Source organism: Streptomyces thermodiastaticus (assembly GCF_014656135.1).
Taxonomy (GTDB): Bacteria; Actinomycetota; Actinomycetes; order Streptomycetales; family Streptomycetaceae; genus Streptomyces; species Streptomyces thermodiastaticus.
Genome location: NZ_BNBV01000007.1, coordinates 16,083 through 38,652, shown reverse-complemented (window position 1 = coordinate 38,652; position 22,570 = coordinate 16,083). Strand labels below are relative to the sequence as shown.

Below are 22,570 nucleotides of genomic sequence, written 5' to 3'. Positions count from 1 at the left end.
CGGTCAGGTAGGCGAAGGCGAGGACGCCGACGCAGACCAGGACCAGCAGGGTTTCGAAGAAGATCTCCACGGGAGTGCTCCTTGTCGAGCGCGGTGCGGTACATGCGTACCAGGGGCCGGAGGCCAGCTTAGTCGGGCCGCCGCCGGCGCACTTGCCGAGGTGCTCCCTCGTGCGCCCGCCGGGCCGGTGCGGGGCGCCGTGCGGTCGCCGTCGGCCGTGCGGGGCGGGGCGTGACTACGATTCCGCCATGGCGAAGAAGCTCGTGATCAAGGTGACGGCGGGAGCGGACGCCCCGGAGCGGTGCTCGCAGGCGTTCACCGTCGCGGCGGTGGCCGTGGCCAGCGGTGTCGATGTCTCGCTGTGGCTGACCGGGGAGTCGTCCTGGTTCGCGCTGCCGGGGCGCGCCGCCGAGTTCGAGCTGCCGCATGCCGCGCCGCTGCCGGACCTGATCGACTCGATCCTCGCGGCCGGCCGGATCACCCTGTGCACCCAGTGCGCGGCCCGACGGGAGATCACCGAGAAGGACGTGATCGAGGGCGTGCGGATCGCCGGGGCGCAGGTCTTCGTGCAGGAGGCGCTGGGCGAGGACACGCAGGCGCTGGTCTACTGAGTCACACGCGAGCGCTGCCGAGCCGCGCGGGCACCGCGCGGGCGAGGATCATGAGCGGTTGTCCCGGCGGTGGTCGTCGCGGGGCCGCTTCTTGCCGTCGAGTTCGTCCCACCACGCGTCGGACTGCGGGTCGCCGGAGGGGTCGTCCCACCAGCGGTCGTCGGGGCCGCGGCGGTTGGCGACGATGGCGGCGACCGGCGGGATGACCATGGCGACCAGGCACATGGCGACGGCGGCCGGGACCGACCAGAGGCGCACGACCGCCCACGCCAGGACGAACAGCGTGATGCAGGTGCCCATCAAGGCGAAATACGCGTGCCGGCGTCGTGCGTACACATGTCCAGGATAGGGCGGTTCGCACGGATGTGCGCCGGTTGGCGGCGGGCATGCCGAGGGGCCGCACCCCGGGGGTGTGTCCCCGGAACGCGGCCCCAGGCCGTCCGGTCTCAGACCGCGATCGCGACCTCCGCCAGGCCGCCCTTCTGGGCGACGACCGTGCGGTCGACGGTGGCGCCGGGGACGAGGGCGCGCACGGTCCAGGTGCCCTCGGCCGCGTAGAACCGGAACTGGCCGGTGGCGGAGGTGGGGACCTCCGCGGTGAACTCGCCGGTCGCGTCCAGCAGCCGGACGTAGCCGGCCACCGGCTCGCCGTCGCGGGTCACCTGGCCCTGGATGGTCGTCTCACCGGGCCGGATGGACGAGGCGTCGGGGCCGCCGGCCTTCGCTCCACACATGTCGTACTCCTGATCGGGGGGTCGGGGAAGGTCGTGGGGTCGGGTCCGCCGCGTGCGGCTTACTTGCCGGAGCCCAGCTCGATGGGCACGCCGACCAGGGAGCCGTACTCGGTCCAGGAGCCGTCGTAGTTCCTGACGTTCTCCACGCCGAGCAGCTCGTGCAGCACGAACCAGGTCAGCGCGGAACGCTCACCGATGCGGCAGTAGGCGATGGTGTCCTTGCCCAGGTCGACGTTCTCCTCGGCGTAGAGGGCCTTGAGCTCCTCGTCCGACTTGAAGGTGCCGTCGTCGTTGGCGTTCTTGGACCACGGAATGTTCTTGGCGGTCGGCACGTGGCCGGGACGCTGCGACTGCTCCTGCGGCAGGTGGGCCGGGGCGAGCAGCTTGCCGGAGAACTCGTCGGGCGAGCGGACGTCGACCAGGTTCTGCACGCCGATCGCCTTGACCACGTCGTCGCGGAAGGCGCGGATGGAGGTGTCCTGCGGCTTGGCCTTGTACTCGGTCTTCGGACGCTCGGGCACCTCGGAGCCGTCGACCAGCTCACGGGCGTCCAGCTCCCACTTCTTGCGGCCGCCGTCGAGGAGCTTGACGCTCTCGTGGCCGTAGAGCTTGAAGTACCAGTAGGCGTACGCCGCGAACCAGTTGTTGTTGCCGCCGTAGAGGATCACCGTGTGGTCGTTGGCGATGCCCTTCTCCGACAGGAGCTTCTCGAAGCCGGCCTGGTCGATGAAGTCACGGCGCACCGGGTCCTGGAGGTCCTTGGTCCAGTCGATCCGGATGGCGTTCTTGATGTGGTTCTTGTCGTAGGCCGAGGTGTCCTCGTCCACCTCGACGATGACGATGCTCGGGTCGTCCAGGTGTTCCTGCAGCCAGTCGGCGTCGACCAGGACGTCGCTACGGCTCATGCTCAATCTCCTCCGGGGCAGTTACGGCGGGGCAACGGGTGCGAAGAGGCGCGCTAAGGCGCGGCCACCGGGGCCGGCGTACGGGGCGCGTGGACGGCCCCGGATCAGGCGCGGGGCCGGACGGACACGGGAGACACAGCTCCCGCACTACTCAGAAGGGGCGACAGAGCATGGCGGCGACGCGGCACAGGTCTACTGCCCGCCGCTTCGTGAGATCCGCCTGTCCCCGTGACCTGAGGACACTCGTCTGGCACCGCATGCGGTCGATCGTAGGGAGCCGGAGGGGGGCGTGTCACCGGTGTGTCGCATGATGAGACGCAATCATCCGATATACGGGAACACTCCGGCCGCCGGGCCGCCCGCGCGGGGAGCCGGACCGGCGTCCCGAGCCGGCGGGGTCCCTGTGCGGACGCCGCCGTCTCGTCTGACGGACACTACCCGGCCAGCCTGACGTGCGAACCCTTCACCGTGACGTGGACGCCGTCCTTCTCCGCCCGCACCGAGTCCAGTGCGATGCCGCCGGGCAGCCGGTCGATGGCCTGCTGGAAGTCGGTGATCTCACGGACCCGGCTGTCGACCAGCTGCTCGGGCAGCAGCGTGGGCAGCGAGTCGGCGTGGACCTGCAGACGGTTGTTCTCGACACCGACCGTGCCGAGCACGGACACCGGCGTGGGCAGCACGGAGACCTTCACAGCGACCTTGATCTTGCCGTTGCCGCCGTCGGACAGGCCCACCACCTGGGCCGTGATACCGAGGCCGATGTCGGTGGGCTCCGGCTTGGCCGCCTTGAGCAGCTCGTCGTAGGTGATGGTGGCGGTGCCGGTGGCCGAGTCGGCGGTGGCGGAGCTGTAGTCGCCGGAGAACCGCACACCCTTCATGCCGGCGTGCAGGTCGTCGATGCGGACGGTCCGCCCGCTCGTGCCGGTCTGCGCCTCGAAGGTCTTGATGCCGACCTCGACGTCGTCCAGCTCGCCGCCCGCGAGCTGGGTGAGGAAGGGGAAGCCCTCGATGGACACGTCCGGGGTGCTCGCCAGGTGCTCGGTGCTGCGCAGCCGGTCGGCCACCTGGCCCTCCGCGAAGTGCACCGCGACCCGGTCCACGATCACGAACAGCACGCCCAGGATCACGACGACGATCAGCAGTACTCGCAGCGAGCGCATCCGGTGTTCCCCCACCTCGGCGGTCCAGGACGTCCGGGTGGTCGTCCCGCGGGCGCAGCGTAACCCGCGGCCCGGCGGTGGCCGGAACTTTGTCGATCGACTGTGACATGCCCCGCACGCGGCCGTATCGCCGGCCACGGATGCGGGGGACACCGGGGCCGCCGCGCACCCGGGCGGCGGCCTGGCCGGCGGGCGACCGTACGGCTCCCCGGACGTGCGGACCGTACGGCTCCCCGAGCCGTGTCGACGAACGGCTCTCCGGACGTACAGGCGTACGGCCCCCGCCCCGCCGGCCGCGTGCCGTCAGCCCAGCGCGTGGCCCAGCAGCCACACCACCGGGGCCGCCGCCGTCAGCGGCAGCGCCACCCCGGCCGTGAAGTGCACGAACCGCGAGGGGTAGTCGTAGCTGGCCGTGCGGTGCCCGATCAGGCCGCAGACGGCCGCGGCGGCGCCGAGCAGCGCGCCCCGCGCGCCCAGACCCGTCATGCCGCCGACCGCGAGGCCCGCGCCGGCCGCCACCAGCAGCGAGACCACCACCGAGGCCGCCGTCGGCATGGGCAGCGCGCGCACCACGGCGGCCACGGCGACCGCGATCGCGCCGACCGCGACGGCGTCCGCCTCCCCGGCCAGGTAGCCGGTCGCCACGATCGCCAGCGCCGCGGAGGCGACGGTCGCCATCAGGCCGTACATCCGCTCGTCCGGGTCGGCCTGGGAGCGCAGCTGGATCACCAGGGACAGCAGGACCCACACCCCGAGCGTGCCCAGGATCGCGGCGGGCGCGTGGCCCGAGCCCGCGGCCAGCACCGCGACGTCCGCGACGAGCGCGCCCGCGAAACCGAGGGCGATGCCCTGCCGGGCGGGCCACATGCCGTTCAGCCGGAACCAGCCGGCCGCCGTCACGGCCTGGAGCACCACCAGCGGCACCAGCAGCGCATAGGTACCGATCTCCGCCGCCCCGGCCAGCAGCAGTCCGAGCAGCGCGGTCAGCCCGGCCGGCTGGATGCCCGGCTCGATGATCGGGGAGCGGCCCTCGGCGCGGGCCCGCTGGGCGTCGGTGATCCGGGCATTGCCGGCCAGGGTGGCCGGGCCGTAGGCGGGCTCGGCGGGCTGCACGGGGGCGGGGGCGGTGGCCGCCGTGCCGGCGGCACCGGTGCCGGTCGCTGGGCCGGTCCCGGCCGGGGATGCCGCGTGGGTGCCGGAGGCGGCGGAGGCGCCGGAGGTCTGGGTGCCGTCCAGCGCGGGCAGGTACGCGGTCTGCGCGGCCGGGTCCGCGACGACGGGCCGCGCGTGCGTCTGGGTCTCCCAGGTCTGCCCCTGCCAGCGCTGGGTGTACGGATCGGCCTCCCGCGCGCCGTCCACGCCCTGCTGCTGCCCGGGCCACGCCTGCGCGGCGGACGGCTGCTGCGCCACCGGGGACGGGTACGCCTGCCCGTAGCCCTGCGAGGCGGACGGCTGCGGCTGCGACGGGTACGCCTGCCCGTAGCCCTGCGAGGCGGACGGCTGCGGCTGCGACGGGTACGCCTGCCCGTAGCCCTGCGCGCCGGACGGCTGCGCGTACGGTTCGGGCTGCGGCCACGCCTGCTGCTGTGCCTGCGGGTGTGCCGGGGCCTGCGCCTGGGGCTCACCGTACGAGCCGCCGAACGAGCCGCCGTACGAGCCGCCGTACGCCCCCGCGTTGCCGCCCTGGTACGGAGCCCCTCCGTAGGGCGCCCGGCCCTCGGGCCCCTCGTACGCGGCTCCTCCCTCATACGGCCGGTCGGCCATCCTCACCCTCCTGCGAACGGGGGGAGCACCTCGACCGTGCCGCCCTCGGTCAGCCGTACTGTCTCATGTGCGCGCGTGCCCACCGGGTCGCCGTCGACGAGGAACGAGCAGCGCCGCAGCACGCGGACGAGTTCACCGGGGTGCTGCTCGCGCACCGCGGCCAGCGCACCGGCGAGCGTCTCCGCCTCGCACGGTTCCTCGGCGACCCCGGCCGCGGCCTTCGCCGCCGCCCAGTAGCGCACCGTGACCTTTGCCATCCCGTTCCTTCGCATCTCGGCTTCGCACCGGTGACCGGCCGGTGAACCGGCGGTCGGCACAGGGTCAGGCTAGCCCGCCGCCGCCGAGGCCCAGCGCGCGATGCGGTGCAGCAGGTCGTCGCCGGCGGCGTTCTCGGCGTGCCCCATGCCGGGCTCCAGCCAGAGTTCTCCGTGGTCACCGGCGGCTTCGGCGAGCATCCGCGGGTGGTCGAGAGGGAAGTAGGCGTCCCGGTCGCCGTGCACGATCAGCAGCGGGGTGGGCGCGATCCGCGGCACCGCCTCGACCGGGGACAGCGGCACGGGGTCCCAGTCGCGGTGGTGGATGCGGGTGCGCAGGCCGTAGCGGCTGAGCAGGCGGCCCTCGGGGCGCAGGACCAGCCAGTGCAGCCGGCGCATGGGGGCGGTGCCCCGGTAGTACCAGCGGGCCGGTGCGCTCACCGAGACGACCGCGTCCGTCCAGGTGTTCTCCGCCGCCCCGTCACGCGGGCCGCCCGGCCGCCCGGTGCCGCCGGCGCGCTCGTGCGGGAACAGGGCCGCGTGCCGCAGCACCACCGAGCCGCCCATGGAGAAGCCGACCGTGGTCACGTGCCCGTGGCCGAAGGAGCGTGCCCAGGCCACCGCCGCCGCCAGGTCCAGCACCTCACGGTCCCCGACCGTGGAGCGCCCGCCGGAGGCGCCATGGCCGCGGAAGGAGAACGTGACCACCGCCCCGTAGCCGGAGAGGATCCGCGCCACCCGGCGTACGTGCGGCCGGCCCAGGTCGCCGGTGAAGCCGTGCGCGACCACGAACGCCCGGTCGGTGTCCGAGCCGCGCGGGCCCGGCTCGTACCGGGCGTCGATCGCCACCCCGTCCGGGGTGCGCAGGACGGTCCGCCGGCGCGTCCGCGCCCCCGTCTCGCTGTCCGGGACGTTCGTCGAACACGTCACATGTCCTGCCGATGGCCAGCTCATGCGGCTATTCTGCTGGGAAGAGGACTCGGGCAGAGAAGCCGCCGGGTCCTTTCGTGCTTTCGGGAGCGTCGTATACGACGCGGGAAACCGCAGGTGTACGGGCCGTCGATCGCATAGCGGTCCACCCGGACCGCGGCGGGTCCCAGGGGCGCGGGATTCGCACCAGCAGGAACGAACCGACGAAGCAGAGCCGCACACACTCCCCCATTGCTCGACGCGTGGGCGGTGCCCCCGCCGCCGGGACCCGAGGAGGAACCAGACGCCATGGACGAGCGAACCGTGCACGACCATACGACGACCCGGGCAGGTGGGGCGTCGTGAGCTCTCTGCTGCTGCTGACCAACGCCCTTCAGCCGTCGACCGAGGTGCTGCCGGCCCTGGGGCTGCTGCTGCACAACGTCCGGGTGGCCCCGGCGGAGGGACCGGCTCTGGTTGACACCCCCGGTGCGGACGTCATCCTGATCGACGGGCGGCGTGATCTGCCGCAGGTGCGCAGCCTGTGCCAGCTGCTGCGCTCCACCGGGCCCGGATGCCCCCTGATCCTCGTGGTGACCGAGGGCGGTCTGGCGGCCGTGACCGCGGACTGGGGCATCGACGACGTGCTGCTGGACACCGCCGGTCCCGCGGAGGTCGAGGCCCGGCTGCGGCTGGCCCTGGGCCGGCAGCAGATGGCGGGCGCCGACATGCCCACGGAGATCCGCAACGGCGATCTGTCCGTGGACGAGGCGACGTACTCCGCCAAGCTCAAGGGGCGGGTCCTGGACCTGACCTTCAAGGAGTTCGAGCTGCTCAAATACCTCGCGCAGCACCCCGGCCGGGTCTTCACCCGCGCCCAGCTGCTGCAGGAGGTCTGGGGCTACGACTACTTCGGCGGCACCCGGACGGTCGACGTCCACGTCCGGCGGCTGCGCGCCAAGCTGGGCCCGGAGCACGAGTCGCTGATCGGCACCGTGCGCAACGTCGGCTACCGCTTCGTCACACCGGAGAAGACCGAGCGCGGGGCCGAGGAGGGCGCGGCGAAGCCGAAGGCGGAGCGGCGCACGGCGGACCGCCAGGCGCCGGCCGCCGACGCCCCGGCTCCGGCCAAGGCGCGCGCGAAGGCCTGAGCAGGGGACGGACCGGGGCCCGCACCGCGCTTGTGCGCCGGTGAGGGCCCCCGTCGCGCACCCTTGTCGTCGCCGCCCCGCGCCGCCTGCCCGGGGCGCGGGGCGGGCGGACGCCGGACGCCCGCGCCGGGACGGAAGCGGGCGCCCGGGCGGAGGCGAATCCTCCCCTCGCCGGGCGCCGCGGCATGTGCCGGTCGTTGCGTCCGCACATCCACGACGCGAAACGGCTGCCCAGGAGGCGGTCCATCCGCGTAGACTCCGCGCGTGGCCAAGGTGACTAGGGACGACGTGGCGAAGCTGGCGGGGACCTCCACCGCCGTGGTCAGCTATGTCATCAACAACGGACCCCGGCCGGTCGCCCCGGCCACACGGGAGCGCGTCCTCGCCGCGATCAAGCAGCTGGGCTACCGGCCCGACCGGGTCGCCCAGGCCATGGCGTCCCGCCGCACCGACCTGATAGGCCTGATCATCCCCGACGCCCGGCAGCCGTTCTTCGGGGAGATGGCGCACGCCGTGGAGTGGGCCGCCGCCGAGCGCGGCAAGATGGTCCTGGTCGGCAACAGCGACTACGTCGCCGAACGCGAGGTCCACTATCTGCGGGCCTTCCTCGGGATGCGGGTCTCCGGCATGATCCTCGTCTCGCACGCGCTCAACGACCTCGCGGCCGCAGAGATCGACGCCTGGGACGCCCGGGTGGTGCTGCTGCACGAGCGACCCGAGGCCATCGACGACGTCGCCGTGGTCACCGACGACCTGGGCGGCGCCCAGCTGGCCGTGCGGCACCTGCTGGAGCACGGCTACGAGTACGTCGCCTGCATGGGCGGCACCGCCGAGACCCCGCCCGTGGGCGACCCGGTCTCCGACCACGTCGAGGGGTGGCGGCGCGCCATGGCCGAGGCCGGGCTGTCCACCGAGGGCCGCCTGATCCAGGCGCCGTACAACCGCTACGACGCCTACCGCGTCGCCCTGGACCTGCTCTCCGGCCCCGACCGTCCCCCGGCGGTCTTCTGCTCCACCGACGACCAGGCGATCGGCCTGCTGCGGGCGGCCCGGGAGCTGCGCATCGACGTGCCGGGCGAGCTGGCGGTGGCCGGGTTCGACGACATCAAGGAGGCGGCGCTGGCGGACCCGCCGCTGACCACGGTCGCCTCCGACCGGTCGGCGATGGCCCGCGCGGCCGTGGACCTGGTGCTCGACGACGGGCCGCGGTTCGCCGGGTCCCGGCGCGAGCGGCTGAAGGTCTTCCCGTCCCGTCTGGTCGTCCGCCGCTCCTGCGGCTGCGCGTAGCCGCGCGGCAGCGCCCCGCACCCTGAACGCGCCCGGCCTGCGTCTTTATATCGGGCATACAAGGTTCTGCCGGGCTTCTCAGCGAGCACTCAGGCGGCTCTCATGATCCCGGGTCACTCTCACTGACATGACCGAGAGCATCCGCCGCAGCGACGCGTACGCCCAGCCCTCCCCGAGCGAGGGCCAGTCCCCGTCCCCGTACCAGCAGCAGCACGCCTCGTACGACGTGAACGCGGAGTGGCCGCCCCCGCCGGCCGGCCCCTCGGGCCGTCCCTACGGCGGACAGGCGCAGGGCGGCGACGGCACCGCGGTGCTGCCGACCGCGGTGTTCCCCTCCTACGGCGCGCCCGGCGGACCGTCCGGACCGGGCGTCCCGCCCGCGCCGCCCGCCGCCGCGCCCGCGCCGAAGAAACGCGCCAAGGGACCGCTCGCCCTGCTCGCCGCCGTGGCGATCGCCGCCGCGGCCGTCGGCGGCGGCACCGCGTACGCCCTCCAGGAGCTGACCGGCCAGAACACGGTCGCCTCCAGCGCCACCAGCACCGACGTGGTGCCCACCAGCGAGCGCGGCAGCATCGCAGCGATCGCCAAGGCGGTCAGCCCCAGCGTCGTGGAGATCACCGCGTCGCTGCCGAACGGCACCTCCACCGGCTCCGGTGTGATCATCAGCAGCCGCGGCGAGATCCTCACCAACAACCACGTCATAGCGAACGCCGGCTCCGTCCAGGTGCGCACCAGCGACGGCCACAGCTACGACGCGCGGGTCGTCGGCACCGACAGCTCCAAGGACCTCGCCCTCGTCGAGGCGGGGGGCGCCTCGGGCCTGAAGCCGGCCACCCTCGGCAACTCCGACGGTGTGGCGGTGGGTGACCCGGTCGTCGCCATCGGCTCGCCCGAGGGCCTGACCGGCACCGTCACCGCCGGCATCGTCTCCGCCCTCGACCGGGACGTCACCGTGTCCACCGACAACGACCAGGGGCAGGGCGACGGCCGGTGGCCGTTCGAGTTCGGCGGCCGCCGCTTCAACGGCGACCCCGGCTCCTCCACCACCACCTACAAGGCCATCCAGACCGACGCCTCCCTGAACCCCGGCAACTCCGGCGGCGCCCTGATCGACGCGAACGGCAACGTCATCGGCATCAACTCGGCGATGTACTCGGCCTCCTCCGGCTCGGACTCCGCCAGCGCCGGCAGCGTCGGCCTGGGCTTCGCCATCCCGATCAACACCGTCAAGGCCGACCTGGCCGAACTGCGCTCCGGCACCCAGAGCTGACGGGTGCCGCCGCGGGCCCGGCCCGGCGACGACGGACTGCGAACGGCAGCACCGCACGACAAGGAGTACGCCATGATCCACCAGGTTGTGCACGAAAAGGCCGACACCACCGACGCCTGCCGCCCCGAGGGCGTCGCCCTCGCCCTCGTCGTCGCCGAGGACCTGCACCGCCCCTTCGCCGACGCCCCGAGGACCGTGGCGGTGCCCGAGCTGATGGGGCTGCGCACCCCGGCCGTCCGCCCGCGCCGCGCCAAGGTGCCGCTGCACCGCCTCACCGCGATCGCGGCCTGATGCGGCCCGTGCGCGGCTGAGGAGCCGGGGCCGGTGGGCACACGGCCGCAGCGGGACGTGGGAGGCTGAGAGGGTCCCCGACGACCGACGAGGAAACCGAGGAACAGCGAGCGATGAGCCCCGCCGACGGCGACCGTGACCGTGACCCGCAGCGCATCCTGATCGTCGACGACGAGCCTGCGGTGCGCGAAGCACTCCAGCGCAGCCTGGCCTTCGAGGGGTACGACACCGAGGTCGCCGCCGACGGCGCCGAGGCACTGCAGAAGGCCGGCACCTACCAGCCGGACCTGGTGGTCCTCGACATCCAGATGCCCCGCATGGACGGCCTGACCGCCGCCCGCCGGATGCGCGCCGCCGGCGACACCACGCCGGTGCTGATGCTCACCGCCCGCGACACCGTCGGCGACCGCGTCACCGGCCTGGACGCCGGCGCGGACGACTACCTGGTCAAGCCGTTCGAGCTGGACGAGCTGTTCGCCCGGATCCGCGCCCTGCTGCGCCGCAGCTCCTACGCCAAGGCCGTGACGGGCGCGGCCGAGGACGACGACGTGCTCACCTTCGCCGACCTGCGCATGGACCTGGCCACCCGCGAGGTCACCCGCGGCAGCCGCGCGGTGGAGCTGACCCGCACCGAGTTCACGCTGCTGGAGATGTTCATGGCCCACCCGCGGCAGGTGCTCACCCGTGAGCAGATCCTGAAGGCGGTGTGGGGCTTCGACTTCGAGCCGTCGTCGAACTCCCTGGACGTGTACGTGATGTACCTGCGCCGCAAGACCGAGGCCGGCGGCGAGCCGCGCCTGGTGCACACGGTGCGGGGCGTCGGGTACGTGCTGCGGCAGGGCGGCGCGGAGTGAACGCACTGCGGCGCCGCTTCCGGTCGCTGCCGATCCGCTCACGGCTGGCCCTGCTGGTCGCGGCGGCGGTGGCGTTCGGCGTGGCCGCGGTGTCGGTCACCTGCTGGTTTCTCGTTCAGGGCAAGCTGTACGACCAGGTCGACGACGACCTGAAACAGGCGACCAAACGGCCGCAGCAGTACTCGGAGGTGGTCGGCGCCCTCGCCGACTGCACCCAGACCCCCGAGACCACCCCCAACGAGCTGCGCACCCGGGACGCCTACTACCTGCAGCTGGTCAAAGCGGACGGGACGGCGTGCGTCTCCTCCAACTCGGCGGGCGTGGTGAAGGTGACCGCCTCCGACAAGGCCGTGATCCGCGAGGCCACGGCCGGGGAGGGCCGGCTGGTGTTCCGCAACGGCGTCGACGGCGACGGCAACGCCGTACGGGTGCTCACCCTGCCGCTGATCGTCACCCAGGGCCTGGGCGACCAGCCGCACCTGTTCCCCGGCACCGCCCTGCTCGTCGCCAGCCCGCTGAAGAGCACCCAGGCCACGCTGAAGGACCTGGCGCTGATCCTGCTGCTGGTCTCCGGCATAGGAGTGGTCGGCGCGGGCGCCGCGGGCCTGGCCGTCGCCCGGGCCGGACTGCGCCCCGTGGACCGGCTCACCGCGGCCGTGGAACACGTCGCCCGCACCGAGGACCTGACCATCCGCATCCCCGTGGAGGACGACAGCGAGGACGAGATCGCCCGCCTGTCCCGGTCCTTCAACTCGATGACCGCCTCCCTGGCGTCCTCCCGGGAGCTGCAGCAGCAGCTGATCGCCGACGCCGGACACGAGCTGCGGACCCCGCTGACCTCGCTGCGCACCAACATCGAACTGCTCAGCCGCAGCGAGGAGACGGGCCGCCCGCTGCCCGAGGCGGACCGCAAGGCGCTGCTCGCCTCGGTCACGGCGCAGATGACCGAGCTGGCCTCGCTCATCGGCGACCTGCAGGAGCTGTCCCGCTCCGAGGGCCAGCGCGGTGAACGCATCCAGGTGATCGCCTTCCACGACACCGTGCAGGAGGCGCTGCGCCGCGCCCGGCTGCGCGGCCCGGAGCTGACCATCACCGCCGAGCTGGACGACTGGTACGTCCGCGGGGAGCCCGCCGCGCTGGAGCGGGCGGTGGTCAACATCCTGGACAACGCGGTGAAGTTCAGCCCCGACGGCGGCACCATCGAGGTGCGGCTGCACGACGGCGAGCTGACCGTGCGGGACCACGGGCCGGGCATCGCGGCGGAGGAACTTCCCCACGTCTTCGACCGCTTCTGGCGCTCCCCCAGCGCCCGCGCCCTGCCCGGCTCGGGCCTCGGCCTGTCCATCGTGGCCCGCACCGTCCAGCAGGCCGGCGGCGAGGTCCGTCTCGCCCCGGCGAAGGGCGGCGGCACCGTCGCCACGGTACGGCTGCCCGGCGCCCCGACCCCGCCCCCGGAGATCCCCGCCCACCCGGCGGACCAGCCGCAGTAGCAGCCGTTCCCACCGCCGGGGCGGACACGGCGGCGGGCTGTGCACGCGCTCTGTACGCTCGGTCGCATGACCAGCGACGACACCGCACCGATGGCCCGTTCACCGCAGACCTTCGCCGAACTCTCCCCGGACCAGGCCGACGCCGTCGGCGAACTGCTGGCGGCGGCCGCCCGTGCCGACGGGCGGCAGGCGGTGTCCGAGCAGGGCCGGCTGCAGCTGCGCGGCGGCGCCCGGGAAGGCGTCTCCCATCTGCTGCTGTACGCCGACGGCGAGCTGGTCGGCTACGCGCAGCTGCAGGACACGGACCCGGTGGAGGCGCCCGCCGCCGAGCTGGTCGTCCACCCCGCCCACCGCGGGCGCGGCCATGGCCGGGCCCTGGGCACCGCGCTGCTGAACGCCTCCGGCAGGCGGCTGCGGGTGTGGGCGCACGGCGGGCACGCGGCCGCCCGGCACCTGTCCCAGGTCCTCGGCCTGACCCTGTTCCGCGAGCTGCGCCAGATGCGCCGCCCGCTGACCGGCTTCGAGCTGCCCGAGCCGGTGCTGCCCGAGGGCGTCACGGTCCGCACCTTCGTGCCCGGCGAGGACGACGCCGCCTGGCTGCGGCTGAACGCGGAGGCGTTCGCCCACCACCCCGAGCAGGGCTCGCTGACCCAGCGGGACCTGGACGACCGCAAGGCCGAACCCTGGTTCGACCCGCGCGGATTCTTCCTCGCCGAACGCGACGGCCGGCTGATCGGCTTCCACTGGACCAAGGTCCACGCCGAGGAGCAGCTGGGCGAGGTGTACGTCCTCGGGGTGCGGCCCGGCTCCCAGGGCGGCGGCCTGGGCAAGGCGCTCACCCTGATCGGCCTGCGGCACCTGGCCGGCCAGGGCCTGCCGACCGCCATGCTCTACGTCGACGCCGACAACAAGGCGGCGGTGTCGGTGTACGAGCGGCTCGGCTTCACCACGTACGAGACGGACCTGATGTACCGCACCGAGACCTGATCCCGCGGCCGGCGCCCGCGCCCCCCGGGCGGCCCGCGGGTCGGTGACCGCCGGGCCGCCTTCCGCTTTCCGGCAGGTCACGCCGCTGTAACCGGCCGTTCAGACGGCCTTGCGACGCTCACGCAATGGAACCCGCTGTGCCAGAGCCCTCCCCGCCCGGCACCCCGCAGGACCGGGCCGGACGGCAGGGGAAGACCGTCCGGCGCCGTGCGCCGCGCGCCGGAGCAGGACGCCGTGGCGGCGCCGGGACGGCCGGCGACGCCGCACGGCGTGCCGCCCGGGCCGGCGAGCCCGGCGTGACCGGCTCGCACGGGTCCGAAGCCGCGTCCGCCTCCGTGCTCCCGCCCGCCCCTTTCGACGCGCCTGACCGGCCTCAAGCGCGGAAGAATAGGTTCATGAGCCAGCCAGACACCCAGGCAGCCACGCCGGTACCGCCGCGTCAGCCCTCCGTGGGCTCCATAGCCGCCCACCGGTCGCACACCGTGGCCGCGCCGGTGCCCGATCTGGACTCCGGCCTGGACGCCGATCTCGGCTCCTACGAGGCGACGGGCCAGGGCGGCGACCAGTTGCCGCAGGGCCGGTTCCTGGACCGGGAACGCAGCTGGCTCGCCTTCAACGAGCGGGTCCTGGAACTGGCCGAGGACCCGAACACCCCGCTGCTGGAGCGGGCGAACTTCCTCGCGATCTTCGCGAGCAACCTGGACGAGTTCTTCATGGTCCGCGTCGCCGGACTCAAACGCCGGATCGCCACCGGCGTGGCCACCCGCTCCGCCTCCGGGCTGCAGCCGCGCGAGGTGCTGGAGATGATCTGGGCGCGCTCGCGCGAGCTGATGGCCCGGCACGCCGCCTGCTTCCACGAGGACGTCGCCCCCGCCCTCGCCGAGGAAGGCATCCACCTGGTCCGCTGGAACGAGCTGACCGACAAGGAGCAGGCCCGCCTGTTCACCCTGTTCCGGCAGCGCATCTTCCCGGTGCTCACCCCGCTGGCCGTGGACCCCGCGCACCCCTTCCCGTACATCTCCGGCCTGTCGCTGAACCTGGCCGTGGTGGTGCGCAACCCGCTCACCGGGCACCGGCACTTCGCCCGGGTGAAGGTGCCGCCGCTGCTGCCCCGCTTCCTGGAGAGCTCTCCGGGCCGTTACGTCCCGCTGGAGGACGTCATCGCCGCCCACCTGGAGGAGCTGTTCCCGGGCATGGAGGTGCTGGAGCACCACGCCTTCCGGCTCACCCGCAACGAGGACCTGGAGGTGGAGGAGGACGACGCGGAGAACCTGCTCCAGGCCCTGGAGAAGGAGCTGATGCGGCGCCGCTTCGGGCCGCCGGTGCGCCTGGAGGTGGAGGAGTCCATCGACCGCGAGGTGCTGGACCTGCTGGTGCGCGAGCTGAAGATCTCCGAGGCGGAGGTCTACCCGCTGCCCGGCCCGCTCGACCTCACCGGCCTGTTCCGCATCCACGACCTGGACCGGCCCGAGCTGAAGTACCCCAAGTTCGTCGCCGGCACCCACCGCGACCTGGCCGAGATGGAGTCGTCGTCCCCGCCGGACATCTTCGCCGCACTGCGCAACCGCGACATCCTGCTGCACCACCCTTACGACTCCTTCTCCACCTCCGTCCAGGCCTTCCTGGAACAGGCCGCCGCCGACCCGGACGTGCTGGCCATCAAGCAGACCCTGTACCGCACCTCGGGCGACTCCCCGATCGTCGACGCGCTCATCGACGCCGCCGAGTCCGGCAAGCAGGTCCTGGTCCTGGTGGAGATCAAGGCCCGGTTCGACGAGCACGCCAACATCAAGTGGGCGCGGAAACTGGAGGAGGCGGGCTGCCACGTCGTCTACGGCCTGGTCGGGCTGAAGACCCACTGCAAGCTGTCCCTGGTGGTCCGCCAGGAGGGCAACGACACCCTGCGCCGCTACAGCCACGTCGGCACCGGCAACTACCACCCCAAGACCGCCCGGCTGTACGAGGACCTCGGCCTGCTCACCGCCGACCCGCAGGTCGGCGCCGACCTGTCCGACCTGTTCAACCGGCTCTCCGGCTACTCCCGCCGCGAGACCTACCGCCGGCTGCTGGTCGCCCCCAAGTCCCTGCGGGACGGGCTGATCACCCGCATCGAGAAGGAGATCCAGCACCACCGCGCCGGCCGGCCCGCCTTCATCCGCATCAAGGTCAACTCCATGGTGGACGAGGCGATCGTCGACGCCCTCTACCGCGCCTCCCAGGCCGGGGTCCCGGTCGACGTGTGGGTGCGCGGCATCTGCGCGCTGCGCCCCGGTGTGCCCGGCCTGTCGGAGAACATCCGGGTCCGCTCGGTCCTCGGCCGCTTCCTGGAGCACTCCCGTGTCTTCGTCTTCGGCAACGGCGGCGAACCGGAGGTGTGGATCGGCAGCGCGGACATGATGCACCGCAACCTCGACCGGCGGATCGAGGCCCTGGTCCGGGTCACCGACCCCGGCCACCGGGCCACCCTCAACCGGCTGCTGGAGACCGGCATGTCCGACACCACGGCCTCCTGGCACCTCGGCCCCGACGGCGAGTGGACCCGGCACGCCGTCGACGCGGACGGCCGGCCCCTGCCCTGCATCCAGGAGATGCTCATCGACGCCCGGAGGCGCCGGCGTGGCACCACGACTCCCTGATCCGGCCGGCCCCGCGGCCGGCGGCCGGGTGCCCGCCGACGCCCTCGCGGCCTATCTGCGCTTCCAGGCCACCGAGTTCCTGCGAGCGCTCGGCCCGCACCAGGGATCCGGCGCCGCCCGGGCCGCCTCCGCGGACACCGCCCGTGCCCTGCGCCGCGCGGCCCGCCGCATCAGCGGCACCCTGCACACCTTCCGCACCCTGCTGGAGGAGACCTGGGCGGAGCAGCTGCGCCCCGAACTGGCCTGGCTGTCGGGCACCCTGGCCCGCGAGCACGCCCTGCAGGAGCGCCGGGAGCGGCTGCTGCTCGCCCTGCACCGGCTCTCCCCGCAGACCCAGCCGCCCGACGGCACACCGTCCGCCCACCGCGACGCCCCCGCCCTCGCCCCGCCCGCACCGCCGGCCGGCCACCACGGCACCGGCGACCTCACCGTGGGCGCCGCCAGAGCGGGCGCGCTGCTGGACCGCCGGCTCACCCTCGCCCGCGCCCGCGCCCACTCCGAGGCCCTGCAGGCCTTGGGGTCGGCCCGCTTCCACGCCCTGGCGGACCAGGTCGCCGTGCTCGCCGGCGACGTCCCCCTCGCCCCTGGAGCCCGCGGCGCCGACCTGCGCGCCGCGGCACGCTCCGCCGAGGAACGCCTCACCGACGCCGTCGCCGCCCTTCCCCTGATCACCGCGGGCAGCCCGTACAACGCCTCGGCGCTGGCCGACGGCCTGTCCCCGCAGCCCGCCCCGCACCCGCAGGATGCCCCCTGGCACCAGGTCCGGCTGCTGCTGCGGCTGCACCGCTACGCCCGTGAGGTGCTGCACGGCGAGGCGCCGGCGGATTCCCGGCTGCCGGCGGCGAGCCGGGCCCTGGACCGGCACCGCGACGCCGCCGAGGCGGCCGCCGCCGCGGCCGCGGCGGCCCGCACCCCGCGCATCGCCCCGGCGACGGCGTACGTGCTCGGCGTGCTCCACGCCGACCAGCGGCACGCGGTGGAGGCGGCACGGTTCGCCTTCCAGCGCGCCTGGCTGCGCCGGCCGGTCGGCGCCGGACGAGGAGGTGACCGGTGACATCGGCGCACGAGGAGACCGTCCGGGCGGCGGGCTGTGTGCTGTGGCGCCGCTCCCCGGTGGACGGCGCCGTGGAGCTGTGCCTGGTCCACCGTCCCCGCTACGACGACTGGTCCTGGCCCAAGGGCAAGCTCAAGCCCGGCGAGGACCCGCTCGCCGGCGCCCTGCGCGAGGTGGCCGAGGAGACCGGGTACACGGCCGTGCCCGGCGCGGAACTGAGCAGCGTGCACTACTGGGCGCGCGGCCGCCCCAAGCAGGTGCGGTACTGGGCGGCCGAGGCCGCCGGGGGCCGCTTCACCCCCACCGCGGAGGTGGACCGCCTCACCTGGCTGCCGCCCGAGGCCGCGCGCGCCCGGCTGACGCAGGTCCGGGACCGCGCCCTGGTCGACGAGCTGCTGGACGTCCTGCGCCCGTCCTGACCCGCCCGCGCCGGGGCTCGCTTCCCGCTGTCCCGGCTCACTCCCCGCCGGCGTGCCGCTCCGCGTCCCTGCGGGCCAGACTGCGTGCCCGGCGGGCCGGGCCGCGCCAGCCGCAGGTGCAGCGGGCCAGGCAGAACCGTCCCCGCTCCACCGTCTCCGCACGGTGGACGACCTGCTCCGCGCCGTCCTCCGCGCCGTCCTCCGGCCGCTCCGGCTGCCGCCGGGCGCCGCCGTCCTTCTTCTGCCGGGTCACGGCGGGGACGCTAGCGGGTGCAGGTGAACGGCAGGTTGCCACGCGCGGCCGCCTGCGGTCCGGGGCGTGACGGCGTTCCCTACTCGTCGTTAACCGGACGACGTTCCCTGCTCGTCGTCAACCGGACGACGAGTCGTCCGAGGGGACGGCGAGGGGCCCAGGAGACGCGAGCGGCTGGGGGTGGACGGCGATGGCTCAGGGGCGGCGGCGGACGGCGGCGGTGCTCGCCGCGGTCCTGGCGGTCTGCGCGGGCACCGGCGGCTGCGCCGGTGACGGGGTCGCCGCACAGGACGCACGCGCGTTCGTCACCCCGGTGCAGCTCCTGCGGCAGGCGCCCGACGTCCTGCGCGCGGCGGGCAGTTCCCAGGCGCGGACGTCGCTGGAGACGGCCGTCGGCGGCACCCGGGTGACGATCCGCAGCACGGGCGTGTACGACTTCCGCCGGCAGCTGGGCCGGCTGACGCTGGTGCTGCCGCCGGGCCCGACCGGCGTCCCGGTGCACCGGCCCATCACCGAACTCCTCGCCCCCGGCGCCCTGTACATGAAGAACCGGGGCGCGGGGGTGCCCGCCGACAAATGGGTGCGGGTGGACACGGCCACCCTCTCCGACGGCAACCTCGTCACCGGCGGCGCCACCGACCCCTGCGCCGCGGCCGAGGTGCTGCGCGGCACCCGCACGGCGTCCTACGTGGGCGAGACCCGGGTGGCGGGGGTCGCCGTGCGCCACTACCGCGGCACGGCCGATCTCGCCCTGGCGGCCCGCAGCGCCCCGTCGTCCGGGGCGGCCTCGCTGCGCGCGGCGGCCGGCGGGTTCGCCACGGCCGACGTCCCGTTCGACGTCTACCTCGACGACCAGGGCCGGATCCGCAAGCTGCGGCAGCGTTTCTCCTTCGCCGGCAGCCACCGCGACGGCGCCGTGGCCGTCTACGCCACCACCCTGCTGTACGGGTTCGGGACCCCGGTGAGCGTGACGCTGCCGGACGAGGAGGACATCTACACCGGGCGGATCGCCGAGGGCTGAAGGGCGCGGGGCGGACATGACCGGCGACCTGGCCCTGGCGGAAATGACCGGCGAACTAGCCCTTTGGTGCCATGCGCGGCACATGGCGCGCTCCCTACCCTGAATCCGGCCGGTGCGTCCAGCCGCCCCGCGCTGCCCGTGGGCAGCAGGCGCGGCAGCGGGACCCGGCCGTCAAGGTGACAGCGGAGAAGAGGTGGTGCGCGTGGCTCCGGTCTGCGGTGCGACGGTGCAGGACCACGTGGCCCTCGCCGAGATCGAGCTGTGCGGAGAGCTGATCATCGCCGCCTCGGCGGCCCCGGAGCGGCTCAGTCTGGAGAGCATCGACAGAGTGCTGCGGGTGCGCGAGGAGCACCCCGCCGACACCGTCTGAGTCCGGTGCCGCCCGGTCAGGTGCGCAGCAGCCGCCCGATGGCCTTGGTGGCCTCCTCCACTTTCGCGTCGATCTCGGTGCCGCCCTTGACGGCGGCGTCGGCGACGCAGTGGCGCAGATGCTCCTCCAGCAGCTGCAGGGCGAAGGACTGCAGCGCCTTGGTGGAGGCCGAGACCTGGGTGAGTATGTCGATGCAGTAGACGTCCTCGTCGACCATCCGCTGCAGCCCGCGGATCTGCCCCTCGATCCGGCGCAGGCGCTTGAGGTGCTCGTCCTTCTGCTGGTGGTAGCCGTACGTGGGGTGCTGCTCGTGCCCGTGCGGCTCGTCGACGGTGGCCCCGGAGGGCGCCGGCACGCCGGCCTCGGTGGTCGTCATCGCGTCCTCCTGTCGGTACACCGTCACCGGGGCCCGATATACCCCTGGCGGGTATATCGTACCGAATTCTCCGCTGCGCGGGCCCCTCCAGAAAGATCACCGTGCGGCATGGGTGACACTGGGGAACGGCCCCATGCGAGAGCCCCGGGCTCTTAGCCGTGGCCGGATGATGCGCTTAGCATCACCCTGACCGACACCGATGCACCCCGAGGACCCCACGTGCGCTTTCGTCTGACCCCCAGGGAGACGAGCTTCTACGACATGTTCGCCGCGTCCGCGGACAACATCGTCGCGGGCTCGAAACTCCTTTTGGAACTGCTCGGGGCGGACGCCTCCGCCCGGGCCGAGATCGCAGAGCGTATGCGGGCCGCGGAGCACGCGGGCGACGACGCCACGCACGCGATCTTCCACCAGCTGAACTCCTCGTTCATCACGCCCTTCGACCGCGAGGACATCTACTCCCTCGCGTCGTCCCTGGACGACATCATGGACTTCATGGAGGAGGCCGTCGACCTGGTCGTCCTCTACAACATCGAGGAGCTGCCGCGGGGCGTCGAGCAGCAGATCGAGGTCCTGGCCCGGGCGGCGGAGCTGACCGCCGAGGCCATGCCGCATCTGCGCACGATGGAGAACCTCACCGAGTACTGGATCGAGGTGAACCGCCTGGAGAACCAGGCGGATCAGATCCACCGCAAACTCCTCGCCCACCTGTTCAACGGCAAGTACGACGCGATCGAGGTGCTCAAGCTCAAGCAGATCGTGGACGTACTGGAGGAGGCGGCGGACGCCTTCGAGCACGTGGCGAACACGGTGGAGACCATCGCGGTCAAGGAGTCCTGAGGCGTCCATGGACACCTTCGCTCTGATCCTGACCATCCTGGTCGCCCTGGGCTTCGCCTACACCAACGGATTCCACGACTCCGCCAACGCCATCGCCACCTCGGTCTCCACCCGCGCCCTGACCCCGCGGGCGGCGCTCGGCATGGCGGCGGTGATGAACCTCGCCGGTGCCTTCCTCGGCAGCGGCGTCGCCAAGACCGTCAGTGAGGGCCTGATCGAGACCCCCACCAGCAGCCGGGGCATGGGCATCCTCTTCGCGGCCCTGCTCGGCGCGATCGTCTGGAACCTGATCACCTGGTACTTCGGGCTCCCCTCGTCCTCCTCCCACGCCCTGTTCGGCGGCCTGGTCGGCGCGGCACTCGCCGGCGGCACGGCCGTGCACTGGTCGGGCGTGGTCGACAAGGTCGTCACCCCGATGTTCCTGTCGCCGGTGATCGGCCTGATCGTCGGCTACCTGGTGATGGCGGCCATCATGTGGATCTTCCGCCGCACCAACCCGCACAAGGCCAAGCGCGGCTTCCGCATAGCGCAGACCGTCTCCGCGGCCGGCATGGCCCTCGGCCACGGTCTGCAGGACGCCCAGAAGACCATGGGTGTCGTGGTGATGGCCCTGGTCATCGGCGGGGTGGAGACCTACGGCGACCCGATCCCGGTGTGGGTGAAGCTGGTCTCCGCCCTGATGCTGTCGCTGGGCACCTACGCGGGCGGCTGGCGCATCATGCGCACCCTGGGCCGCAAGATCATCGAGCTGGACCCGCCGCAGGGGTTCGCGGCCGAGGCGACCGGCGCGTCGATCATGTTCGGCACCGCGTTCGTGTTCCACGCGCCGATCTCCACCACCCATGTGATCACCTCGGCGATCATGGGCGTGGGCGCCACCAAGCGGGTCAACGCGGTCCGCTGGGGCGTGGCGAAGAACATCGTGGTGGGCTGGTTCATCACCATGCCGGCCGCCGCGATCGTCTCGGCGGTCGTCTTCTGGCTGATAAGGCTGGCGATCCTGTAGGCCGGCCTCGCGAACGCGCGGGCCCGTCCCCGGATCCGGATCCGGGGACGGGCCCTTTTCGCGTCCTCGCGGCGGCACCGCCATGCAGCACCGCGAGGAGTCCTGACGGCCGGCACGGGCGACTGTCAGCCGAAGCGGCCGGAGATGTAGTCCTCCGTCGCCTGCACCGACGGGTTGGAGAAGATCCGCTCGGTGTCGTCTATCTCGATCAGCCGGCCCGGCCGGCCCACCCCGGCCAGGTTGAAGAACGCCGTCCGGTCCGACACCCGCGCGGCCTGCTGCATGTTGTGCGTCACGATGACGATCGTGAACCGCTCCTTCAGCTCCCCGATCAGGTCCTCGACGGCGAGCGTGGAGATCGGGTCGAGCGCGGAGCAGGGCTCGTCCATCAGCAGCACCTCCGGCTCGACCGCGATCGCACGGGCGATGCACAGCCGCTGCTGCTGACCGCCGGAGAGCCCGGCGCCCGGCTTGTCCAGGCGGTCCTTGACCTCGTTCCACAGGTTGGCGCCCTTGAGCGACTTCTCCACGATGTCGCTCAGGTCGCTCTTCTTCCGCACGCCGTTCAGCCGGAGCCCGGCGGCCACGTTGTCGAAGACGGACATGGTGGGGAAGGGGTTGGGCCGCTGGAAGACCATCCCCACCTGGCGCCGCACGGCGACCGGGTCCACCCCGGGCCCGTACAGGTCCTCGCCGTCCAGCAGCACCTTGCCCTCGACCCGGCCGCCCGGGGTGACCTCGTGCATCCGGTTCAGCGTGCGCAGGAACGTCGACTTGCCGCAGCCGGACGGCCCGATGAACGCCGTCACCGTGCGTGGCTCGATGGTCATCGAGATGTCCTCGATCGCCTTGTGGGCGCCGTAGTAGGCGGTGAGCCCGCTCACATCGATGCGTTTGGACATGGCTGTCCCTTCCGTTCCGTCTCGGT

At 73.2% G+C, this 22,570-nt stretch carries 26 protein-coding genes; 15 read left to right on the top strand and 11 right to left on the bottom strand.

Going from position 1 to position 22,570, the window contains the following annotated elements:
- Nucleotides 1–248: 248 nt before the first annotated feature.
- Nucleotides 249–611, top strand: coding sequence for a DsrE family protein (locus IE286_RS09150; protein ID WP_028421438.1), 363 nt, complete (start codon nucleotides 249–251; stop codon nucleotides 609–611).
- A gap of 48 nt (nucleotides 612–659) precedes the next feature.
- On the opposite strand, the gene IE286_RS09145 is transcribed toward IE286_RS09150, so the two are convergent.
- From IE286_RS09145 to IE286_RS09115, 8 genes are all read right to left on the bottom strand, one after another.
- Entirely contained in the window at nucleotides 660–947 is a 288-nt protein-coding gene (locus IE286_RS09145) for a DUF3099 domain-containing protein (RefSeq protein WP_189796128.1), read from the bottom strand.
- A 110-nt stretch (nucleotides 948–1,057) separates the two neighbouring features.
- Complete coding sequence (locus IE286_RS09140) at nucleotides 1,058–1,345, bottom strand: DUF1416 domain-containing protein (RefSeq protein ID WP_125497176.1); 288 nt, start codon at nucleotides 1,343–1,345, stop codon at nucleotides 1,058–1,060.
- A 59-nt stretch (nucleotides 1,346–1,404) separates the two neighbouring features.
- Entirely contained in the window at nucleotides 1,405–2,250 is an 846-nt protein-coding gene (locus IE286_RS09135; protein WP_189796127.1) for a sulfurtransferase, read from the bottom strand.
- Between the two features lie 151 nt (nucleotides 2,251–2,401).
- Nucleotides 2,402–2,509 (bottom strand): Ms5788A family Cys-rich leader peptide, encoded by a 108-nt coding sequence (locus tag IE286_RS27870; RefSeq protein ID WP_356849752.1) that lies wholly within the window; start codon nucleotides 2,507–2,509, stop codon nucleotides 2,402–2,404.
- Between the two features lie 175 nt (nucleotides 2,510–2,684).
- Entirely contained in the window at nucleotides 2,685–3,410 is a 726-nt protein-coding gene (locus IE286_RS09130) for an LmeA family phospholipid-binding protein (protein WP_189796126.1), read from the bottom strand.
- Between the two features lie 303 nt (nucleotides 3,411–3,713).
- Entirely contained in the window at nucleotides 3,714–5,174 is a 1,461-nt protein-coding gene (locus IE286_RS09125) for a hypothetical protein (RefSeq protein ID WP_267969542.1), read from the bottom strand.
- A 2-nt stretch (nucleotides 5,175–5,176) separates the two neighbouring features.
- Complete coding sequence (locus tag IE286_RS09120; protein WP_189796125.1) at nucleotides 5,177–5,431, bottom strand: MoaD/ThiS family protein; 255 nt, start codon at nucleotides 5,429–5,431, stop codon at nucleotides 5,177–5,179.
- A gap of 69 nt (nucleotides 5,432–5,500) precedes the next feature.
- A complete protein-coding gene (locus tag IE286_RS09115; protein ID WP_189796124.1) occupies nucleotides 5,501–6,382 on the bottom strand; it encodes an alpha/beta hydrolase in 882 nt (293 codons plus the stop codon).
- 317 nt (nucleotides 6,383–6,699) lie between these two features.
- Here IE286_RS09115 and IE286_RS09110 point away from each other — a divergent pair, with 317 nt between their 5' ends.
- The 10 genes from IE286_RS09110 (at nucleotide 6,700) to IE286_RS09065 (ending at nucleotide 17,776) form a co-directional block, all read left to right on the top strand.
- Complete coding sequence (locus tag IE286_RS09110) at nucleotides 6,700–7,488, top strand: response regulator transcription factor (RefSeq protein WP_189796123.1); 789 nt, start codon at nucleotides 6,700–6,702, stop codon at nucleotides 7,486–7,488.
- Between the two features lie 264 nt (nucleotides 7,489–7,752).
- Nucleotides 7,753–8,775, top strand: a complete 1,023-nt coding sequence (locus IE286_RS09105) for a LacI family DNA-binding transcriptional regulator (protein WP_189796122.1) — start codon at nucleotides 7,753–7,755, stop codon at nucleotides 8,773–8,775.
- Between the two features lie 127 nt (nucleotides 8,776–8,902).
- The gene (locus tag IE286_RS09100; RefSeq protein WP_189796121.1) at nucleotides 8,903–10,045 is read left to right on the top strand and encodes a S1C family serine protease; all 1,143 of its coding nucleotides are present in this window, start codon (nucleotides 8,903–8,905) and stop codon (nucleotides 10,043–10,045) included.
- A 72-nt stretch (nucleotides 10,046–10,117) separates the two neighbouring features.
- The gene (locus IE286_RS09095; RefSeq protein ID WP_189796120.1) at nucleotides 10,118–10,336 is read left to right on the top strand and encodes a hypothetical protein; all 219 of its coding nucleotides are present in this window, start codon (nucleotides 10,118–10,120) and stop codon (nucleotides 10,334–10,336) included.
- Between the two features lie 113 nt (nucleotides 10,337–10,449).
- Nucleotides 10,450–11,190 carry a response regulator transcription factor gene (locus IE286_RS09090; RefSeq protein WP_189796119.1) on the top strand — a complete coding sequence of 247 codons (741 nt, stop codon included), beginning with the start codon at nucleotides 10,450–10,452 and terminating at the stop codon, nucleotides 11,188–11,190.
- Entirely contained in the window at nucleotides 11,187–12,680 is a 1,494-nt protein-coding gene (locus IE286_RS09085; protein ID WP_189796118.1) for a sensor histidine kinase, read from the top strand. The genes IE286_RS09090 and IE286_RS09085 overlap by 4 nt, the downstream gene beginning before the upstream one ends.
- A 66-nt stretch (nucleotides 12,681–12,746) precedes the next feature.
- Complete coding sequence (gene mshD, locus IE286_RS09080; protein ID WP_189796117.1) at nucleotides 12,747–13,667, top strand: mycothiol synthase; 921 nt, start codon at nucleotides 12,747–12,749, stop codon at nucleotides 13,665–13,667.
- A 395-nt stretch (nucleotides 13,668–14,062) separates the two neighbouring features.
- Nucleotides 14,063–16,303 carry an RNA degradosome polyphosphate kinase gene (locus tag IE286_RS09075; protein WP_189796116.1) on the top strand — a complete coding sequence of 747 codons (2,241 nt, stop codon included), beginning with the start codon at nucleotides 14,063–14,065 and terminating at the stop codon, nucleotides 16,301–16,303.
- Nucleotides 16,284–17,357 carry a CHAD domain-containing protein gene (locus tag IE286_RS09070; RefSeq protein ID WP_189796115.1) on the top strand — a complete coding sequence of 358 codons (1,074 nt, stop codon included), beginning with the start codon at nucleotides 16,284–16,286 and terminating at the stop codon, nucleotides 17,355–17,357. Before IE286_RS09075 ends, IE286_RS09070 begins: the two co-directional genes overlap by 20 nt.
- Nucleotides 17,354–17,776 (top strand): NUDIX hydrolase, encoded by a 423-nt coding sequence (locus IE286_RS09065; protein WP_189796114.1) that lies wholly within the window; start codon nucleotides 17,354–17,356, stop codon nucleotides 17,774–17,776. The genes IE286_RS09070 and IE286_RS09065 overlap by 4 nt, the downstream gene beginning before the upstream one ends.
- A gap of 37 nt (nucleotides 17,777–17,813) precedes the next feature.
- Here IE286_RS09065 and IE286_RS09060 read toward each other — a convergent pair whose 3' ends face one another.
- A complete protein-coding gene (locus IE286_RS09060) occupies nucleotides 17,814–18,029 on the bottom strand; it encodes a hypothetical protein (RefSeq protein ID WP_189796294.1) in 216 nt (71 codons plus the stop codon).
- Between the two features lie 190 nt (nucleotides 18,030–18,219).
- On the opposite strand from IE286_RS09060, the gene IE286_RS09055 reads away from it, so the two are divergent.
- Both IE286_RS09055 and IE286_RS09050 read left to right on the top strand, forming a co-directional pair.
- Entirely contained in the window at nucleotides 18,220–19,050 is an 831-nt protein-coding gene (locus tag IE286_RS09055; protein ID WP_189796113.1) for an SCO4651 family lipoprotein, read from the top strand.
- Nucleotides 19,051–19,252: 202 nt separating this feature from the next.
- Nucleotides 19,253–19,420 carry a hypothetical protein gene (locus IE286_RS09050; protein WP_189796293.1) on the top strand — a complete coding sequence of 56 codons (168 nt, stop codon included), beginning with the start codon at nucleotides 19,253–19,255 and terminating at the stop codon, nucleotides 19,418–19,420.
- Nucleotides 19,421–19,436: 16 nt separating this feature from the next.
- Here the strand turns inward: IE286_RS09050 and IE286_RS09045 are convergent, their stop codons facing one another.
- Nucleotides 19,437–19,796 (bottom strand): metal-sensitive transcriptional regulator, encoded by a 360-nt coding sequence (locus IE286_RS09045; RefSeq protein WP_189796112.1) that lies wholly within the window; start codon nucleotides 19,794–19,796, stop codon nucleotides 19,437–19,439.
- 219 nt (nucleotides 19,797–20,015) lie between these two features.
- On the opposite strand from IE286_RS09045, the gene IE286_RS09040 reads away from it, so the two are divergent.
- Complete coding sequence (locus IE286_RS09040) at nucleotides 20,016–20,636, top strand: DUF47 domain-containing protein (protein WP_189427813.1); 621 nt, start codon at nucleotides 20,016–20,018, stop codon at nucleotides 20,634–20,636.
- 7 nt (nucleotides 20,637–20,643) lie between these two features.
- Nucleotides 20,644–21,642, top strand: coding sequence for an inorganic phosphate transporter (locus tag IE286_RS09035; RefSeq protein WP_189796111.1), 999 nt, complete (start codon nucleotides 20,644–20,646; stop codon nucleotides 21,640–21,642).
- A gap of 125 nt (nucleotides 21,643–21,767) precedes the next feature.
- Here the strand turns inward: IE286_RS09035 and pstB are convergent, their stop codons facing one another.
- On the bottom strand, nucleotides 21,768–22,544 hold the full coding sequence (gene pstB / locus IE286_RS09030) for a phosphate ABC transporter ATP-binding protein PstB (RefSeq protein ID WP_189796110.1): 777 nt from the start codon (nucleotides 22,542–22,544) through the stop codon (nucleotides 21,768–21,770).
- Nucleotides 22,545–22,570: the final 26 nt, after the last annotated feature.

Excerpts from the sequence above, each read along its gene's own strand:
- IE286_RS09150 (WP_028421438.1), top strand. The coding sequence starts at position 249 with ATGGCGAAGAAGCTCGTGATCAAGGTGACGGCGGGAGCGGACGCCCCG.
- IE286_RS09140 (WP_125497176.1), bottom strand. The coding sequence starts at position 1,345 with ATGTGTGGAGCGAAGGCCGGCGGCCCCGACGCCTCGTCCATCCGGCCC.
- IE286_RS09135 (WP_189796127.1), bottom strand. The coding sequence starts at position 2,250 with ATGAGCCGTAGCGACGTCCTGGTCGACGCCGACTGGCTGCAGGAACAC.
- IE286_RS27870 (WP_356849752.1), bottom strand. The coding sequence starts at position 2,509 with ATGCGGTGCCAGACGAGTGTCCTCAGGTCACGGGGACAGGCGGATCTC.
- IE286_RS09130 (WP_189796126.1), bottom strand. The coding sequence starts at position 3,410 with ATGCGCTCGCTGCGAGTACTGCTGATCGTCGTCGTGATCCTGGGCGTG.
- IE286_RS09125 (WP_267969542.1), bottom strand. The coding sequence starts at position 5,174 with ATGGCCGACCGGCCGTATGAGGGAGGAGCCGCGTACGAGGGGCCCGAG.
- IE286_RS09120 (WP_189796125.1), bottom strand. The coding sequence starts at position 5,431 with ATGGCAAAGGTCACGGTGCGCTACTGGGCGGCGGCGAAGGCCGCGGCC.
- IE286_RS09115 (WP_189796124.1), bottom strand. The coding sequence starts at position 6,382 with ATGAGCTGGCCATCGGCAGGACATGTGACGTGTTCGACGAACGTCCCG.
- IE286_RS09100 (WP_189796121.1), top strand. The coding sequence starts at position 8,903 with ATGACCGAGAGCATCCGCCGCAGCGACGCGTACGCCCAGCCCTCCCCG.
- IE286_RS09095 (WP_189796120.1), top strand. The coding sequence starts at position 10,118 with ATGATCCACCAGGTTGTGCACGAAAAGGCCGACACCACCGACGCCTGC.
- IE286_RS09090 (WP_189796119.1), top strand. The coding sequence starts at position 10,450 with ATGAGCCCCGCCGACGGCGACCGTGACCGTGACCCGCAGCGCATCCTG.
- mshD (WP_189796117.1), top strand. The coding sequence starts at position 12,747 with ATGACCAGCGACGACACCGCACCGATGGCCCGTTCACCGCAGACCTTC.
- IE286_RS09075 (WP_189796116.1), top strand. The coding sequence starts at position 14,063 with ATGAGCCAGCCAGACACCCAGGCAGCCACGCCGGTACCGCCGCGTCAG.
- IE286_RS09055 (WP_189796113.1), top strand. The coding sequence starts at position 18,220 with ATGGCTCAGGGGCGGCGGCGGACGGCGGCGGTGCTCGCCGCGGTCCTG.
- IE286_RS09045 (WP_189796112.1), bottom strand. The coding sequence starts at position 19,796 with ATGACGACCACCGAGGCCGGCGTGCCGGCGCCCTCCGGGGCCACCGTC.
- IE286_RS09035 (WP_189796111.1), top strand. The coding sequence starts at position 20,644 with ATGGACACCTTCGCTCTGATCCTGACCATCCTGGTCGCCCTGGGCTTC.
- pstB (WP_189796110.1), bottom strand. The coding sequence starts at position 22,544 with ATGTCCAAACGCATCGATGTGAGCGGGCTCACCGCCTACTACGGCGCC.